Origin of the sequence: Microbulbifer hydrolyticus, from assembly GCF_009931115.1 — a bacterium.
Taxonomy (GTDB): domain Bacteria; phylum Pseudomonadota; class Gammaproteobacteria; order Pseudomonadales; family Cellvibrionaceae; genus Microbulbifer; species Microbulbifer hydrolyticus.
The window spans coordinates 2,879,028-2,896,470 of sequence record NZ_CP047491.1; the positions used below are offsets into that span (position 1 = coordinate 2,879,028).

The following is a 17,443-nucleotide window of genomic DNA, read 5'->3' on the forward strand; positions in this document are numbered from 1 at the left end:
AGGGATACTGTGACTTTTACGAAAGCCTCTCAGCTGTTCAGGCATATAGAGTATCACTCCAGGTACACACGCCAGCCGGAGTTACAATCCTCTGAATCCTGGAAATCGACACGCACAGTTGATCTAGCCAATTTTGCGGCCATCAAAACAGACAGTGATTTTTGAGTATCCGCATTCTGCTCTTTGAATCGTACAAAATTACAACCACATTGATTTTTTTCTGAAACCAGAGAGCCGTAAACCAGGTTACCGCTTGCGGAATCAACCCCCACCAGTCCATTCAGCTGGTTTTCGGTCTGGGTGCAAGTTTCCGCGAACACGACCCTAGACAGCATTAAAACAATAATTGAAACACAAAATTTCATATTTTTCTCCAGGTGGGAAAATCATTGAAGACTGTATAAAAGCAAAATTCGAGCCAGCGCTCGCCCAAGGGTTTTACAACCCCTGGATTGGGCTCGCGTTTATAACATGCCACGTACCGACACAGGATTGCCGTCCAACACTTGTATTCAGAACGGATGTCAGGGATAGGCACCCATAAAAATTTAGCTCTGGACGAAACTGGCAGTGATTATCATAGAGGTGAATGCGCAACTATTCATCTAGCTCCACCTGCCCCTGCAGAAACCAAGTGCAATCCGACATGTTCACTAGCGATAATTGACGTAAATGTAATTCGGGGACTCGCGGTCCGGCCAGGAACATGTGTTCGACCCGACCACGGTTACTGAATGGTTCTGGGAAGCCGCGGATAAAAGTAGCGCATACATCGCGCGCCCTTTCTCTGAACTCAAGGACAATGCCCAGTCAGCACCAGCGGTACTACAGGAAGGTTTGTCATGATGGGCGCCGACCCTGAACATCACATAATCGCCCTGGTGCACCATAATCTGTTCAATTTTTCCCGCGCTGTTTCCGGCAAAACAGAAAGTGGAAAGCAGAAAAAGAACGACAAAAGCAGAAAACCTCACAACCTCCTCCCTGGAAAAATGCCACTGCCCGGAAATCCTGGTTTTACCATAGGTGTATGCAGCCGCACTGAACTCCAACCGGTGAGACCCGCAGAATCCACTGTGCGGGCTTGCAAATACCAGGCGTCCTGCCGCTTCCGGCTCAACTGGACCGAGAGCTTATTCCCCAGGAGTACACAAGCTTAAATTTGCAATTACCGCAGTCGCATAAAAAATTCTTTTAGCGCAGCAGGTTTACGGCGATGCTTACGCAATTCATTTTTGCACATCCGATCCGTGAATTCAGCCGGCAAAAAATGATCCAATCTGATGCCAATTAACTTCGACCGCCGAATTAGGGGAGCAATATACCCGCTTCACAAAACCCGATCTATATATTTTTGCTTTTGGCGCCAACATGGCGCGAAAATTAACACCTCGATCGAATGCGACGGTAGTGCACCATCCCTTCTGTAAATTCGGCTGCACATGATTAGGAGTGTAATCTCCCCATTTTTAACCGCCCTTATAAGTAGAGAACCAACCAACCTGTAGTAGTTGGGCTGGAGGTACACCACCGACAGCTGAGTTCGGCCGCTCGTTATTGTATTGCCACAGCCACTGAGCAGCTAATAGCTGGGCAACTAGGAATGCAAACACCCAAAGCTCGGGTGAGCGAAGCGTACAGCACCGAGTTCGCGGCCACGCCTTTAAGCGGCCAAATGATGCCTTTACTTGTTAAACTCTAATTCGAAATCTTCAAGTAGGTTAGCAGAGCAATATTACTTTGATAGGCCGGGCAATCTGAATCATCTACACTTCCACTTACTTTGGATCCGCTAGCAAAAGCAGTTAAAAATAAAGTAAGTTTTTGCTTTCCGGACTAAGTTGCCCTATCAAATCCAACGTATTCTTCAGCAACTGCACACCCAGGCCTTGGCGTCACCATGCAATCCAACCTCACATGACCATTTCTGTCATCGGCGCCAAAACGAGCGTCCACCACCCGACAATTCTGAAAATCTTTACCGTAAGCACAGATGGATGCAATGGCAAATAAGAAAATAGTCATTATCAAAGCTTTATGAAACACATCTTCGCTCTCGATCTAAAAAAGGGCTTACCAATTATAAGTAGACAGTTCAACTATGTACATTTGCAATCAAACTCAGAAAGGTTGACGCACTCAAACGCGGAGTCTCTACCACTCAGTTACAGAACACTTCGATACTCGATGATACGACTCTTAGCGCTCTCGACACACTCGTGCTGTTCCACGTATAACAGCTCGACTTTGAGCCGACTAAAAAACGATTCCATCGCTGCATTGTCTCAGCCAAGTTCCATCCTGGCCACTACGACGAACCGCCTCCCGGCGAAACTCTTCCGTATATGCTGCCGCCCTCTTCTTACCCATGGTACACCTCCGTGTTAGGCCGAAACCTAACTATTCAGGGTGTCTACTTTCTGTGGGTCACACTGGCAGCTAACGCAGAGAGAACCGCCGCATACAATTTATCCGCGACATTACTTTCAAGAGGTGCACGCACCTCAGCACTGGAACATATCTCGCTTGAAACAGCCCCACTAAGTCCGATGCAGACTGTTTTAGAGCTTTCGCTTACACCTACGTAAGCAACTGAAATCTCATCGCTCACGAGAACAGAGTGAAAACACAATCCTACAGGCATAGTAATCAACGGCTTATTACCAAAAGGTATTTACGCTAATTAATTACGCGCACCCCATTTATCGCCTCCTTACCAACATTACTGCACACACCCGAACCAATAAATACCACTTCCTTGTTCGCCACCATAGCAGCCATCACCAAGCTGATAATTAAATCGCGATTTTCTAGCCCATTGAAAACTTCTACCGCAGATTTACTTGAGCAAGCGGCTGTGTCGCCCAATTCAGGTGATACATTTATCCATGTTCGGTTATGTTGAACTTGAATACTGGTGATTCTGACCTAGTTTGTTGCGCCTGCTGCGCTAAACGCGATCGCCAAACCACTCACAAGCAGTACATTTATTACTAGTTTTAACCTTAATAACACCAACTTTTCTCCTACTCAAATCGAAAGCATTTAGCGTCCGAAAATCTGAATCCAAGCATCCATTCAAACAAGTTTGCGAAACTCCTAACGGCGACATCTAATCTTCAAATCCTACAGCCACAATCTGGGGGCGATTTACCGAACAGCCATCACCGTAAATAGCAAGCTTAACTGGTTTACCAGCAATATATGCGCTAATCAGTATGCTGCGCGACAAATCTGAAGATTCAGAAGGAAGGTGATAACTTGAAACATTGGAGCAACCAGCGGGGTTTGTCTTCGTTGACTGATCCGTTTTTATGTACAACCCCGATCCTGACACCCAGTTCTCAAGAAATGTGATTCGCACTTTACCCGTTCCCTGATTCGCAGCATTTGCCATCACCGAACAAGACAACGCAAAAATACACGCCAACATCTTTACGTACATCATCCAAAACCCCACCCTATCAATGCTAATGAAATATCAAACCGATTGAGCACGGTTAAATGGCCTGACATACCGAATAAGCTCGATCGAAAGTTAAATGCGGAAAATCCAAATCAGGCCTGGTGCTATGAGAGCCGCGCTTTCCGGCAGCCGCTTTAGCGCTACCATGTCAGGCAAAAACCGCTCCTCAATTCAATTTTCGCAGTTTGCGATTTGTATAGATTACCTAACCGTGCCCATGCAACAAAGCCCAAATTTCACACAGCAAGTGGCTCATCTACGGAACATCGACGCCCCGACACACGAAATTCTATTTAAGCATGGGGGCTGGAATGTATAACCCTCGGAGACAGCTAGCGAGATCGCAACTTTGAACATAATTTCACGACGAGGACAGTTGCCCGAGGTTCTCCGAACAGGCAATCTGTCTTGCTTAAACTCACGTTTACTTCCTCCCAGCAGCTAACACAGAGAGGACCCCTGCGTGCATCTTATCCGCAACGATACTTTCAAGAGGTACACGCACCTCTGTACTGGAACAAACGTCGCTTGAAACAGTCCCATCAAGTCCGATGTAGACTGTTTTAGAGCTTTCGCTTACACCTACATGAGCAACTGAAAACACTTCGCTCGCGAGAACAGGGTGAGAAAACAATCCTAAGAGCATTATCATCGAAAGATATCTTGGCGCGCTCATCAATAATCACACTTTCGTTGAAAAAAGAACGTAAGATACATCGCGGAAAAAATAATTTAAAGAATTTTTATTCACACCCGAATAACATACGGAGTTTCGCGCATCACTATGTTAAGCATGCGAATAATTTCTCTAAGTTTAAAACTAAGGTGCAACTCCTAACATACCCAGCACTTCAACAATTTCAATGACAAAAACAGTACACCTGTACCAAATAGAATAAGAAAAGTATGTCTCGGTAAGCCAAAACACGAGCTTGAGCAACCAAAAACTCCTGACACTAGGCCCCCGTAAAATTAAACAGAGCTAATACAATGAACACCAAAGCGAACAAATTCCTAAAAACACGCTTGACTCTATTCGGCTTGCTCTTCAATGCCCTATTTATTTTTCCCGCATTAGCTGAGAAAGGATGGATTGCAACTTCAGTTGAGGTAGTCGAGATCACCAACACCGGGTCGAATGGGAAAAACTTCACCGTAAAGGTTAGTGGTGGAGACAACAACTATCCCTGTGAAAACGGGCAGATCACGTTTCCACTAGCGAATGCGGGCAATACCGGAAACGACATTCATATACACAACAGAGCATTTAGCATGGCTCTTACCGCTCTCACAACAGGAAGTAAAGTTAGCATCTTTAGCTACGAAGATAACTCGGTATGCAATCGTGCGGCTCATATCAAGATAGTAAAACCGTAGGTCTATCAATTTTTTACGGGGGTAAAAGACTGTTATCGCAGACATTTTTGGACCACACCAGCACCAGCCGTGCTTATCCATGTGCCATTTTGCGTATAACAATACTACCTATGTCAGGCCTGCTTCACGCTGATGCCACCTTGCCACGGCGATAGACGCCTACGGCCGCCGCATCGTCGGTTGGGCGGTCTCATCGACACCCGGTGCGGGTTTCACGGTAAAGCCCCTGAAAATGGCCTGGGAGCAGCGGGGTGGCCCACACAGTGTCATGCTCCATTCTGACCAGGGCAGCCTCTATCGGAGCCGCCTGATTCGGCTGCGGCTGTGGCGCGACCAAATGGTGCAAAGTATGAGTCGTCGTGGAAACTGCCGGGACAATGCCCCGACAAAAAGGCTGTTTCGCAGCTTGAAAAGTGAGCGGATCCCACCTCTTGGCTACGATTCAATTGTCAAGGCAAGAGGCCCCGCAGCAGGAAGCGAGCTTTGTAGTGTTAGCAGGGAACTACTTAATTGAAGGGCATGTACTGCCCATTTTTTAGATGTTACGACTGAGTCGGGCGTCGCCGGAAACGACAGGCACAAAAAAACCCGCCGAAGCGGGTTCTTTACGACAAATGGCCCACTACATGGACCACTGCACTACTCATGCAACCTAAAAGCCGTAAATATCAACAGCTTATAGATTTTGAATGGCGGTGAGGGAGGGATTCGAACCCTCGATGCCTTTCGACATACACACTTTCCAGGCGTGCTCCTTCGGCCACTCGGACACCTCACCGAAACTGATTGTTGCGTATTTAGCGGAGTATTTTGCGAGCTCTCCGTCCGCACGCCTGCGGGCTCGTCGGCGTTTTGCCTTGCTAATCAGTAACATAGCGCCCGATCAGCGAGCGCGAACTTTACAGAAAGGCGGCGGCAGGTGCAAGTTTATTTCGGAAATTTTCCCGCCAGTCGCCCTTTCTTTAGCGGTTACTCGCCGGTCCAGTTTGCGAAGAAATCTTCGACCGCCAGCTCTGGCGCGGCTCTCGGCGGCTTCTGCGGGGTGCCCATGTAGATAAAACCACTGATCTCTTCGTTGTCGGCAAGGCCGAGCCCCCTTGCGACAGCGCGGTTCTCGGCGAGCGCGCCGGTACGCCAGTAGGCGCCGACACCCTGGGCGAAGGCTGCCGTCAGCATGGCCTGCACCGCACCGGCGGTAGACATGCGCTGCTCATCAAAGGGCACCTTGGGGTGATCCTGCAGGCGGGTAATGGCCACGATCACCATTGGTGCCCGCAGGGGCATGGCGAGGGTGCGCTCGCGCTGGGTCTCGCTCAGGGGCTCGCCGGTTTCACTGGCTTTGAGGTAGAGCTCGCCCATGCGGGCGCGGGCGTCGCCCTCGACCACCAGGAACCGCCAGGGTCGCAGGTTACCGTGGTCGGCGGCGCGCAGTGCGGCGCGGAAGATAGCCTCGCGCTGCTGACCGTCGGGTGCTGGCTCAGTCAGCCCCCCAATTGATACCCGGTTGTGGAGTGCCTCCAGCGCGTCCATCCATTCTCTCCTGTCTCAGTGATTACTTGCCAACACCCACCATAGGGGCCGGAGAATTCTACCGCAAATACGACAAAGGCCGACCTGGAACGACCGTACAACATAGGATCGTATCCTGATTTACCGTCGCTTTCGTGAAGACTTGAGGGTAAACTTTGCGCCTGTCAGTGATCCAGGCCTCGTTATAATCAAAAAAACTGAAAGGCTCTGGTTGTACGAACAAACGCCAGCCTCCAGGGCAAGCGCCGATACACCAGTAATTGACGGGGACGAGAAGAAAACAAAATGCTCCCGGATCAACACAGTTACCGATAAGACCCAGCGTTCATGCAGACTCAGCCAGAAGAAACCAGCGGCCGCCAGCAAGACTCCAAATACCCGCTCTATTTCCGCGCTCTAATCTGTTTTGCAGCTTCCGGCACGCTGCTCAACAGTATCAACTGGTCGGCGCTCATCACCCAGGCCACGATGTTACAGCTGGCGATGGCCGCGGTGCTGCTGGCGTACATTCCGATTGCCTACCAGATATCCCGCCGCAGCGTTCCGGAGAATGCCGAGCAAGTCCGCCGCTGGCTGTCGTTTACGGATGCACTGCTGATCGGCATGGCCATGGCAATGTCGAATTTCAGCATTCTGCCAAGCCTGCTGTTTCTCACCATGGTGCAGTTCAACGCGCTTACCCAGGGCGGTGGCCGCTGCTGGTTTGAGCACAATACCGCAATGCTGATGGGTGTTGGCGTAGGCTATCTGGTGCACCGCCCCGCTCTGGTGGTGAATGCCGACCTCAACATCAGCGCCGCCAGCCTGATCGGTGTATTTACCTATTTCTGCTGCTACGCCTTTTATACCCACAAACAGATTGCGCGCCTCAAACAAGACAACCAGCAACTGCAAAAAGAACAGCGTATCGCCAACCTGGCGAGCTACAAGCTCTCCCGCTACCTGCCCAAGCGGCTGTGGCGCGCAGTCACCACGGGCAAGGAAAAAGAGATCGTCACCGAACGCAAGCTGCTGACCGTGTTCTTTTCCGACATCAAGGATTTCAGCCAGCTGACCGAGGAGATGGAAGCGGAGACGCTCACCCGCCTGCTGAACACGTACCTGACCGAGATGTCCCGTATCGTCGCCCATTACGGCGGCACCATCGACAAGTTCATCGGTGATGCGGTGATGGTGGTGTTCGGGGACGACCAGAGCAAGGGCCCCAAGTCGGACGCACTGCGCTGTGTCGCCATGGCACTGGCCATGCGCAAGCGGGTACGCGAGATGATGCAGGAGTGGTACGACCAGGGCATCTCACATCCCCTGCAGATTCGCATGGGAATCAATACCGGTTACTGTACCGTCGGCGTTTTCGGTACCGCTGATCATCAGACCTACACGGTCATGGGCACCCACGTGAACCTCGCGGCTCGCCTGGAAAGTGCTGCCGACCCGGGCGAGGTACTGATCAGCCACGAGACCTGGGCCATGATCAAGCAAACTGTTATGTGCCGGGACAAGGGCCACGTCAGCGTGAAGGGCTTCAGCACACCGGTGAAGGTCTACTCTGTGACCGACCTGCGCAAAAACCTGGGTGGACAGCAGAGCTACCTGGAAGAACATGCCCCCGGGTTCGCCATGCACCTGGATCTGGAAAAAGTGCGCAATTACGACAAGGAAAAGGTCCTGCAGGCACTGCAGAAGGCGCAGGCGCGCCTGAAAAGCAAAGTCATTATCTGAGCCGGCGGCGGCCATCCGGCCGCCCCATCAACCGGTACCCGCCCCGGGCACCGCACTCGTCAATCAAACCCCATAAATTCCAGCGAGCGCGACTCCAGCCAGTCGTAAAACGGGTTCCAGCGCAGCCGCAATTGTGTCGAGGCACTGATCGCCAACGCACCGCGCTCTCCGCGCAGGGCGAGATTACCCAACTGCACTCCCGGGCCGGGCCCCGGCGGACGCCCACCATAAATGAAATCCGTCGGTGCGAACGGCAGGGCCACGTGGGAAAGCGAATACACGCCCGGTGGCCACTGCAAGGCCAGTCTCTCCTCGGAGGAATCCACCACACCGGGAGCCCAGTGGCGTGCGACCACTTCGGCGGAGGCGGCATCCGCGTTGGTCACCAGCGTCAAGGTATAGCGCCTGTCCGGCATCTCCCGGATCGCCCGCAACATTTTCGCCGGCTCCCAGGTCAGCAGGGGCTCAATCCCGGCCTGCCGGTTGATATCAAACAGCACCAGCTCGTGCCCACCCGCAGGCAGCAGGTTAAACAGGTTTTGCACCACCGCCGGCGCGTCGACCGTAGCATCAATCAGTGATGAGAAGGAGAGTATTGGGGGCAGCTCCTGCAGGCCGTCGCTGGCCGCCAGCGTGCGGATGCGGCGCTTGATCTCGCCGGTAAGCTGATGGGTGATGGTGCCGCCGTTGACCGCGAAAGAACCGTATTTGAACGGCTCATATTCCAGCGGGTGGATACTTTCCCACTGGAGCTTTTCAATGCCGAGCAGGCGGCCCAGCCGCGCCTGCCACTCCGCCAGTGCGGCAACCCTGGCCACACTGATTTCCGGCGACAGCAGCACCAGACGCGCCGGCTTTGGCAACTCGGGATCATCCAGGGTTTTGAGGGCGTAGTGCACCGCGAGTGCAGCGCCGTTGGAGTAACCGACGATGTGGATGGGCCGCGAACCTCCGTCCCTGGCCAGGTGCTCCATCGCCAACGTGACCGCCGCGGCCATATCCCGCCAGTGCGTCGTCACCAGCCCGGACGGCGCCGTACCGTGACCGGGAATGCGCAGCCCGAGAACCGTAGCGCCGGAAGCGTGCAACCGCTCACCCAGCTGCCGCAGGCTGTAGGGCGCATCGGTAAGCCCGTGCAACAGCAGCACGGAGGCCCGTGCATTGTCGGCCTCCCGGAAAAAACTGCGGTTCCAGTTGTGCGGCCAGCGCCCGGGGTCCGCCAGGCTACCGCGCCGAAAGCGGTTGACCGTAGCCGGCCCCGCCGGCTCGGTACGCCCGTATACCTCTCGCTCCAGCTGGGCGAACAGGCGCTCCTCCAGTTCCAGGTACTGCGAAAAGCTGTTAACCGCGGAGTCGCGGGTAAACTCCTCGCTCAGGCTTGCGGTGTGCCATACCTGCAACTCCGGCTGCCGCTGCAGGTACAAGGCCAGCAGGACCAGTACCGTCGCCAGCCCACCCAACAGTGCAAACCCGATAGGCCCGGCAATTCTTCGCAGAAAGTTTGAATGGCGCACCGGTAACTCCACTCAGCACCAGCCCGGCTGATGCCCCGCCGCCCAGGGAAGACCTGGACAATGTGTGGATATTCCAATGGTTTGTATATCGTACATCCCTGTCTCCCACGAAGCTTGCGCTCGACTGGTATCCCAAACAGTAAAGACCACCGACAACGGTGCTACCGCTTCACCCGCTGCAGAGCCTCGCCCTCACAATGCAATTACTGCCGCGCGTAGCGCGCCGGGAAAACGATTTCACCGATATTGGTGCGCAGCGGATTGATATCCAGCCCGCCGCGACGGGTATAGCGTGCGCATACGGTCAGCTTTTCGAAATCCGCGAGCTTCTGCAGGTCGCAATAAATACGCTCCACACAGTGCTCGTGAAAATCCTGGTGCTCACGGAAGGAAACGATATAAGCCAGCAGTGACTTGCGATCGAGTGCCGGACCACGATATTCCACAGATACCGTCGCCCAGTCAGGCTGACCGGTCACGGGGCAGTTACTCCGCAAGAGATGACTGTAGAGCGTCTCTTCCACCGCCGCGCCCTGCCTTTCTGGCTCGGACGACAGCTTCAGTAACCCCGCATCGGGCTGGTAAATGCGCGCTTCCACGTCCAGCTTATCCACGCAGATCCCCGCAGGCGCTTGCACCGCCAGTGCCGCGTCTTCCACATCAAACAAGGTTACCGCCACATCGCTTCCCGCAGCCGCACTCAAGTCCCTCTCCAGGGTATCGCGTACCACGTCCGCGGAGACAAACTCGGTCTGGTTGAGTGAATTCAGGTACAGCTTGAACGACTTGGATTCGATCATGGACGGGCTGGAGGCGGCAAAGCGGAAGCGGGCTACCGCCACCTGGGGAACCCCTTTGGGGTTCAGCCAGGACAACTCGAAGCCCCACCATTCATCCGCGCCACTGAACGGCAGCGCCTGCTCATCCAGCCCGAGTTGCGCGCGGGACACTGAACGCGGGATCGGGTGCAGCAGTGACGGGTTGTAGGTGGCTTCGTAATGGGTCTCCTGCCCCAGGGGCAGGTTTTGCCAGTCTTCTCGATTCATCTTCAGCTCCAGTATTCAATGCACCGGGTCAGTGGCGCAGGCGCTTGCCGTGACTCATCAGGTGCAGCGCCCAGGCAGACAGCGCGGCGATAAATGCCAGCACACCGGCAAACGCCCAGCCGACGCTGATATCGGACACACCAAGCACCCCGTAGCGGAACGCATTGACCATATACAGGATCGGGTTGAGCTTGGAGAGGCCCTGCCAGAACGGCGACAGCAGGTCGATGGAATAAAACACCCCGCCGAGGTAGGTCAGCGGTGTCAGCACGAAGGTGGGAATAATCGAGATATCGTCAAAACTGTTGGCGAAGATCGCATTGATAAACCCCGCCAGTGCGAACAGTACCGAGGTCAGGAACACAATCAGTACCGTCAGGCCGATATGCTGGATGTCCAGTGAGGTAAATATCAGGGCAATCAGGGTAACCACCAGCCCCACGATCAACCCGCGCGCCACGCCACCCAGCACATAGCCTGCCATCACCACCCAGTTGGGTGTGGGCGACACCAGTAGCTCCTCGACACTGCGCTGGAACTTGGCGCTATAGAAGGAAGACACCACATTGCCGTAGGAGTTGGTAATCACCGCCATCATGATCAGGCCGGGCACCACGAACTCCATATAGGAATAACCGCCCATCTCACCAATGCGGCTGCCGATCAGGGAACCGAAAATCACGAAGTACAGGGACATGGTGATTACCGGCGGCACCAGTGTCTGCGGCCAGATACGGGTAAAGCGGCGTACTTCCCGACGAAAAATGGTGGAGAAGGCTGTCCAGATCAATTGCGCACTCATGGCTTCACCCCCTTGTTTTCACCATCATCCCCGGATTTCTGCTGCTTGTTTTCCGCCAACAGGGAAACAAACAATTCCTCCAACCGGTTAGCCCGGTTGCGCATGCTGGTTACCGCAATATTCTGCGCGGTGAGGAGCGTAAACAGGTCACTCAGGGACTGGCCCTTTTCCACCGTTACCTCCAGGCTGTGCTCGTCCAGCAGCCGCCCATCGAAGCCGCCAAAGTCCGGCGCGTCACTCAGGGATTCCCGAGTGTCGAGGATGAATACTTCCCGGCTCAGGGTTTTGATCAGCGACTTGATCGAGGTGTTCTCGACAATATCGCCCTTATCAATGATCGCAATATTGCGGCACAGGCTCTCCGCCTCTTCCAGGTAGTGGGTGGTCAGGATAATGGTGGTGCCCTGCTGGTTTATTTCCTGCAGAAATTCCCACATGGAGCGGCGCAGTTCGATATCCACGCCGGCCGTGGGCTCGTCGAGAATCAACAGCTTGGGCTCGTGAATCAGCGCACGGGCGATCATCAAACGCCGCTTCATACCACCGGAAAGCATGCGCGCCTGCGTGCTGCGCTTGTCCCACAGCCCCAGCTTGCGCAGGTACTTCTCGGTACGCTCTTCAGCCAGCTTGCGCGGCATGCCGTAAAAGCCACCCTGGGTGCAGACGATGTCGAATACCTTTTCGAACTGACTGAAATTGAATTCCTGGGGCACCACGCCGAGCGTCTGCTTGGCTTTCGGGAAGTCCTTGTCGATATCAATGCCGAAGATCGACACATTGCCGCCGGTCTTGCGCACCAGTGAGCAGAGAATACCGATGGTGGTGGATTTACCGGCACCATTGGGGCCGAGTAGTGCGAAGAAATCCCCCGGCTGCACGTCAAAGCTGATGCCCTTGAGTGCCTGAAAGCCGTTATCGTAGGTTTTTTCGAGATTGCGGATGGAAAGTGCGGCGGTCATTACTTCCTCCAGAAGTCTGGGGCGCATATTCAACGCCCTTACCCCGCATATTGCAACCGCACGAGCTTTGCGGGGTTTCACGCGCCTCGGCGAGGAAAATAACCGGTGGCTGAAAGCAGGCATAAAAAAAGCCGCTCAAATGAGCGGCTTTTTTTATTTGGAGCGGGAAACCGGGTTCGAACCGGCGACCTCAACCTTGGCAAGGTTGCGCTCTACCAACTGAGCTATTCCCGCGAATGTGACCGGACCAGAAATTATAACTTCCGGCCCGGTATTGCAAGATCGTCGTTACGTTGCGACCTTGCAGTATTGGCATCCCCAAGGGGAGTCGAACCCCTGTTACCGCCGTGAAAGGGCGGTGTCCTAGGCCTCTAGACGATGGGGACATAGGAACTGGAGCGGGAAACCGGGTTCGAACCGGCGACCTCAACCTTGGCAAGGTTGCGCTCTACCAACTGAGCTATTCCCGCAATGGCATCCCCAAGGGGAGTCGAACCCCTGTTACCGCCGTGAAAGGGCGGTGTCCTAGGCCTCTAGACGATGGGGACCCAGAATCCTTCTTTTGCCTCGCTGAGTGCTTGTTAAAGTTCAGCAGTGCGTCAGAAGTGGGGCGCATTCTATGGACAGGCCGGGGGGCTGTCAACACCCGATTGAAAACTTTTCTCTAAATTTTTCCTTTCCATACAGGCACTTACATAACTGTCGACAAAATGCCCCAGCGCCCCCGGGATTTTCACGGCAGTTCACCCCGGCACCTGCCCGGCAATTAGGGCGCCACCTTTGTGCGATCCTGTAGCTGGCGCATGAATTCACGGATTCTGGCGGCATTGCTGCCGAAATCGCGCTCCCCGGTGCGGGATGCAGAACGCATATCCACCCGGGTTCCTGCCTCGCCTTTTGCTTCTGCAGCCCCGGGTTTTGCGCCAGGCTTGCTTTCGCCCCCCTTGTCGGGTTTCTTGCCCGATTCGCGCCCAGCGGCGGCGTTTTCAGGCCGGATTCTCACCACAATGTCCTGGGTGATCCCCAGAATGGGGGTCTGCGCCACCGCCTCCAGTCGCCCCTCCCCGGTCTTTACCGCAATGACCCGCCAGCCGAGATCCCGCGCCACCGCCTCGGCGCTGGCAAGCACCTCCTGGGCAGGTGCTGGCAACACCAGAGTCTGGATATCGCTGTAGGCCGGGGCTGCCCGCTGCACGGACGCTGCGGCGTCACCGGGGTAGTCGGGACTGTGATCCCCGCTGTCCCGCAGGGAGAGCAGCAGGTCAAACTGCGGAGGATCCACCAGGTCCGTTGAGATGTCGTACAGCGCCGGGGCATTCAGGTTGTGCTGTCCCACAGTAAACAGCGGTATCGCCACCGGGACCAGCCCCATCACCATCGCCCACAGCGCCGCCGTGCGCGCCTCGCCGTGGCGGCGGATCAGCCCCCACAAAAACACCAGCATGGAGAACAGCGCCACGGCGACCATCGCCAGCCCCAGTGCGCCAAACAGGACAAACACCGAATCCAGGTCCAGCAGCCCCGTGCGCACAGTGACCACACCGAGGCCAATAGCGGCCAGCAGCAGCCACTGGATGCGATACAGCCAGCGGCTCCAGTGCCGAGGGCGACCCGATCGAATCATCTCCATTCTCCACAGCTTTGCCTGGACTCCCTGGGACGCAGCAGTCCAGTACAGTGACCCGGAGTGGTCCGGTCAGTCAGAAGCATCGTCCGGGTCGTGTTTTACCGACAGTGAATTTACACAATAGCGCAAGCCCGTGGCGGTAGGCCCATCGGGGAAGACGTGACCCAGATGGCAACCACAGTTGGAACACAGGATTTCCGTGCGCTGCATTCCCAGGCTCGTGTCCACGCGCTCATCCACCACCCCCTCCTCCGCCAAAGCATCAAAGCTCGGCCAGCCACAGCCTGCGTCGAACTTGGACTCAGCGCTAAACAGGATCTCCCCACAACAACGGCAGCGATACTTGCCATCCTCGAAGGTATCCCAGTACTCGCCAGTAAATGGACGCTCGGTCCCCGCCTTGCGGCAAACGTGAAATTCTTCCTCAGTCAGGCGCTCTCGCCAGTAGTTATCGTCTTTTTCTTTTGACATACTGTTACTCCTTTTTTTTGCCTTATAAGTCGGTACCCAGCGGCATTACCCTGCCCGGCTCAACGCTTAGCGGCAGCACCTCCTCTACCCCTGGTGTTTTTCCCATCGCGCCCGGTTCACAAAACCCGCCCGATGGCCAAACCCGATTCCAAGACTGGTAGTACAGCCTACTAAAAGCCGGCCGCCAGTTAGAAGAATTTGCCTGCTGGGACGTCAAAGCAAGACTATCCAGTTTACTCTTGAAAAGCCTATTTAAAGAACACAGCAATGAAGGATATTCACAAGTCGGAAAAACTCCACGGCGTCTGTTACGAGATTCGCGGCCCCGTCATGGAGCAGGCATCGCGCCTGGAAGAAGAAGGCCACCGGATCATGAAGCTGAACATCGGCAACCCGGCACCCTTCGGCTTCAACGCGCCAGATGAAATCCTCCAGGATGTGATCTACAACCTGTCCCAGGCACAGGGCTATGTGGAGTCAAAGGGGCTGTTTGCCGCGCGCAAGGCAATCATGCACGAGTGCCAGAATCTCGGTATTCCCGGAGTGGAGATCGACGATATCTACCTGGGGAACGGCGTTTCTGAGCTGATCTCCATGTCCACCCAGGCGCTGCTGAACACCGGCGACGAAATGCTGCTGCCGATGCCCAACTACCCGCTGTGGATGGCCGCCACCAACCTGACCGGCGCCAAGCCGGTGCTCTACCGCTGTGATGAACAAGCGGGCTGGCTGCCGGACATCGACGACATCAAATCCAAGATCACCCCGCGCACTCGCGGTATTGTGGTGATCAACCCCAATAACCCAACCGGGGCGGTATACCCGAAGGAACTGCTGGAGCAGATCGTCGAGGTTGCGCGCCAGCACAACCTGGTCATTTTTGCCGACGAGATTTACAGCAAGATCCTGTATGACGACGCGGTGTTTATCCCGATGGCCACCCTCGCCGAAGACGTCCTCTGCCTGAGCTTCAACGGTCTCTCCAAATCCTACCGCCTGGCTGGATTCCGCTCGGGCTGGATGATCGTGAGTGGCGCCAAGCATCGCGCACGCGGATTTATCGAGGGCATGGACATCCTGTCCTCCATGCGCCTGTGCAGCAATGTGCCCGCGATGTTCGCGGTGCAAACTGCCCTTGGCGGTTATCAGAGCATCAAGGACCTGGTGCTGCCCGGCGGCCGCCTGCGCGAGCAGCGCGACCTGGCCCACCGGATGCTGAACGACATTCCCGGCGTCAGCTGCGTAAAGCCCCAGGGTGCCATCTACCTGTTCCCGCGGATTGACCTGAACCAGCACAAGATCGAAAACGACGAGCGCTTCGTACTCGATTTCCTGCGCCAGGAAAAAATCCTGCTGGTACAGGGCAGCGCCTTCCACTGGGACGCACCGGATCACCTGCGGATCGTGTTCCTGCCCCGCGCCGACGACCTGTCCCACGCAATAGACCGCCTGGGTAATTTCCTGGAGCGTTACGCCAAGTAGCTTTGTTTCAAGTAACTGTTTCAAGTAACGGTTTCAAGCTGCCATATTTGAAGTTATCAGCAGGCGACAAGTAGTAAGACAAGTAGTAAAGAGAAGAACTGATGCTGGACGATTTACACATCCACGACTTCTACCGCGATGCCGGGCGGATTCTGCTGGCGCTGTTCCAGCAGTTTCCTGCTCCCGCCACAATATATGTGGAAGATATCGCAGGCCCCGACACCCCGGATGAATTCGGCCTCCACTCTCCCCGCCACCTAGCCTGCCTGGGCGCCATGACCTGGCTCAGGGAGTGCGGCTATATCAACTTTTCCCAACTGGTGCGGCAGGAAGCGGTCGAAGAAGCGTCACTGACACACCACAGTTTTTTACTCCTGGTGAGTCGCGGAGACGATGGCGTCAGCAACGCGGAGAAGTTAAACGAAGCGGTACGCGAGGGATCCTCTCCGCAACTGGCAACGTTGATGGTGGGGTTGATGGGTAAGCTCACCTCTTAAACCTTGCCCGAAGATAATACGTTTCTCATCAAGCAAACAACGCGGCGGGCCGGACAGGAACTTGTGTCTGACGGCGCGAAAAAATATGGCAAACATTTTGGCACCGGAGTCCGCGCATGACTGTTGACGTGGGTCGGGGTGAGCGTATGATTTCCAACACTTTCAAAACCAAACCCTGGCTGGCAATGATGAATTTACATCTGCTACAGAACAAAACGATCATATCGCGACCGCGCACGTGCGCGGCTTTATCGTGGCGGCCAGCGTATGGAAATAAAATGTGAATAGCCCTCTTTCGGGAGGGCACCAGCCCTTCCGGAATTTCGAGTTCGGCAAGAATTTGAAAGCCCGGAAAGTTAATTTCCGGGCTTTTTTATTGCCCGAAAATCATGACTGGAGCAGAAAATGACGAGGCAGATACAGAAACATAGGTCACGGCCAGTAGTATTCCGGTCGTATGACCTGGTGATGCAGCGGCCATTATCGCCCTGCGTTTCAACAAGCCAGTTTCTCAGTAACCCTCCCTAACGTGCCGGCATGCCGGCATCGGATTGCCGGCTGCGTGGAGCATCGAATCCCCGCGTGGTGATCCACGCGGGGATTTTTAGTTTTGGGCCCGGTGTTATCGCCTCGCAACCGCGAGCGGGGAATACCGGGCCCGACACCGAGTTTATCGTTGATGACACGGACTGCGGTTCTGGTTCCAAAGACCAGGCTGGCACGGCTTCCACTGGATCACCGTGTACCGTCCGTCGTACAGGCGATAGGCATTGCTATTTAGCTCAGTTGGATAGAGCAACGAACTTTGACTTCGTCGGTCGTGGGTTCAAATCCCGCAATAGCTCCAAACACTCGACCTAAAATCGATGTTGTTGATGCGACACCTGGGGATCCACTGCATCGGAAGTTTTCCGTTGCACCGTGGGTCATGCCGCCGACAGTGCGCCAGC

13 protein-coding genes, 6 tRNA genes and 2 pseudogenes are annotated in these 17,443 nt (G+C 54.9%); 6 read left to right on the forward strand and 15 right to left on the reverse strand.

The window, feature by feature from the left end; translation table 11 throughout:
* Positions 1-53: 53 nt before the first annotated feature.
* The 3 genes and pseudogenes from GTQ55_RS12265 to GTQ55_RS12280 form a co-directional block, all read right to left on the reverse strand.
* Positions 54-365 (reverse strand): hypothetical protein, encoded by a 312-nt coding sequence (locus tag GTQ55_RS12265; RefSeq protein WP_161859001.1) that lies wholly within the window; start codon positions 363-365, stop codon positions 54-56.
* Positions 366-1,469: 1,104 nt separating this feature from the next.
* Positions 1,470-1,595 (reverse strand): annotated as a pseudogene (locus GTQ55_RS18145) (integrase core domain-containing protein); the annotation flags it as partial.
* Positions 1,596-3,112: 1,517 nt separating this feature from the next.
* Entirely contained in the window at positions 3,113-3,448 is a 336-nt protein-coding gene (locus tag GTQ55_RS12280) for a hypothetical protein (RefSeq protein WP_161859003.1), read from the reverse strand.
* A 1,008-nt stretch (positions 3,449-4,456) separates the two neighbouring features.
* On the opposite strand from GTQ55_RS12280, the gene GTQ55_RS12285 reads away from it, so the two are divergent.
* Both GTQ55_RS12285 and GTQ55_RS18135 read left to right on the forward strand, forming a co-directional pair.
* Positions 4,457-4,843 carry a DUF5992 family protein gene (locus GTQ55_RS12285; RefSeq protein ID WP_161859004.1) on the forward strand — a complete coding sequence of 129 codons (387 nt, stop codon included), beginning with the start codon at positions 4,457-4,459 and terminating at the stop codon, positions 4,841-4,843.
* A gap of 136 nt (positions 4,844-4,979) precedes the next feature.
* Positions 4,980-5,282, forward strand: a pseudogene (locus GTQ55_RS18135) (DDE-type integrase/transposase/recombinase); the annotation flags it as partial.
* A gap of 251 nt (positions 5,283-5,533) precedes the next feature.
* On the opposite strand, the gene GTQ55_RS12295 reads toward GTQ55_RS18135, so the two are convergent.
* Positions 5,534-5,621, reverse strand: a tRNA-Ser gene (locus GTQ55_RS12295).
* Positions 5,622-5,812: 191 nt separating this feature from the next.
* Positions 5,813-6,373 carry a nitroreductase family protein gene (locus GTQ55_RS12300; protein ID WP_161859005.1) on the reverse strand — a complete coding sequence of 187 codons (561 nt, stop codon included), beginning with the start codon at positions 6,371-6,373 and terminating at the stop codon, positions 5,813-5,815.
* A 327-nt stretch (positions 6,374-6,700) separates the two neighbouring features.
* Here GTQ55_RS12300 and GTQ55_RS12305 point away from each other — a divergent pair, with 327 nt between their 5' ends.
* A complete protein-coding gene (locus GTQ55_RS12305) occupies positions 6,701-8,095 on the forward strand; it encodes an adenylate/guanylate cyclase domain-containing protein (RefSeq protein WP_161859006.1) in 1,395 nt (464 codons plus the stop codon).
* A 59-nt stretch (positions 8,096-8,154) separates the two neighbouring features.
* Here the strand turns inward: GTQ55_RS12305 and GTQ55_RS12310 are convergent, their stop codons facing one another.
* The 10 genes from GTQ55_RS12310 to msrB all read right to left on the reverse strand — a co-directional run bounded on the left by GTQ55_RS12310 (position 8,155) and on the right by msrB (position 14,514).
* Positions 8,155-9,609: an alpha/beta hydrolase gene (locus tag GTQ55_RS12310; protein WP_161859007.1), complete on the reverse strand. Its 1,455-nt coding sequence runs from the start codon at positions 9,607-9,609 to the stop codon at positions 8,155-8,157.
* A gap of 203 nt (positions 9,610-9,812) precedes the next feature.
* Complete coding sequence (queF, locus tag GTQ55_RS12315) at positions 9,813-10,655, reverse strand: NADPH-dependent 7-cyano-7-deazaguanine reductase QueF (protein WP_161859008.1); 843 nt, start codon at positions 10,653-10,655, stop codon at positions 9,813-9,815.
* Between the two features lie 28 nt (positions 10,656-10,683).
* Positions 10,684-11,457: an ABC transporter permease gene (locus tag GTQ55_RS12320; RefSeq protein ID WP_161859009.1), complete on the reverse strand. Its 774-nt coding sequence runs from the start codon at positions 11,455-11,457 to the stop codon at positions 10,684-10,686.
* Positions 11,454-12,416 carry an ABC transporter ATP-binding protein gene (locus tag GTQ55_RS12325; RefSeq protein ID WP_161860145.1) on the reverse strand — a complete coding sequence of 321 codons (963 nt, stop codon included), beginning with the start codon at positions 12,414-12,416 and terminating at the stop codon, positions 11,454-11,456. The genes GTQ55_RS12320 and GTQ55_RS12325 overlap by 4 nt, the downstream gene beginning before the upstream one ends.
* Positions 12,417-12,574: 158 nt before the next feature.
* A tRNA-Gly gene (locus tag GTQ55_RS12330) sits at positions 12,575-12,650 on the reverse strand.
* A gap of 76 nt (positions 12,651-12,726) precedes the next feature.
* Positions 12,727-12,802 (reverse strand) — tRNA-Glu (locus GTQ55_RS12335).
* 8 nt (positions 12,803-12,810) lie between these two features.
* Positions 12,811-12,886: transfer RNA gene (locus tag GTQ55_RS12340), tRNA-Gly, on the reverse strand.
* Between the two features lie 2 nt (positions 12,887-12,888).
* Positions 12,889-12,964: transfer RNA gene (locus GTQ55_RS12345), tRNA-Glu, on the reverse strand.
* A 218-nt stretch (positions 12,965-13,182) separates the two neighbouring features.
* A complete protein-coding gene (locus GTQ55_RS12350) occupies positions 13,183-14,040 on the reverse strand; it encodes a DUF1499 domain-containing protein (protein ID WP_161859010.1) in 858 nt (285 codons plus the stop codon).
* Between the two features lie 72 nt (positions 14,041-14,112).
* The gene (gene msrB / locus GTQ55_RS12355) at positions 14,113-14,514 is read right to left on the reverse strand and encodes a peptide-methionine (R)-S-oxide reductase MsrB (RefSeq protein WP_161859011.1); all 402 of its coding nucleotides are present in this window, start codon (positions 14,512-14,514) and stop codon (positions 14,113-14,115) included.
* Between the two features lie 267 nt (positions 14,515-14,781).
* Between msrB and GTQ55_RS12360 the strand changes: the two genes are divergently transcribed.
* The 3 genes from GTQ55_RS12360 (at position 14,782) to GTQ55_RS12370 (ending at position 17,340) form a co-directional block, all read left to right on the forward strand.
* Positions 14,782-15,996, forward strand: a complete 1,215-nt coding sequence (locus GTQ55_RS12360; RefSeq protein ID WP_161859012.1) for a pyridoxal phosphate-dependent aminotransferase — start codon at positions 14,782-14,784, stop codon at positions 15,994-15,996.
* Positions 15,997-16,097: 101 nt separating this feature from the next.
* Entirely contained in the window at positions 16,098-16,493 is a 396-nt protein-coding gene (locus GTQ55_RS12365) for a hypothetical protein (RefSeq protein ID WP_161859013.1), read from the forward strand.
* A 772-nt stretch (positions 16,494-17,265) separates the two neighbouring features.
* Positions 17,266-17,340: transfer RNA gene (locus GTQ55_RS12370), tRNA-Gln, on the forward strand.
* Positions 17,341-17,443: the final 103 nt, after the last annotated feature.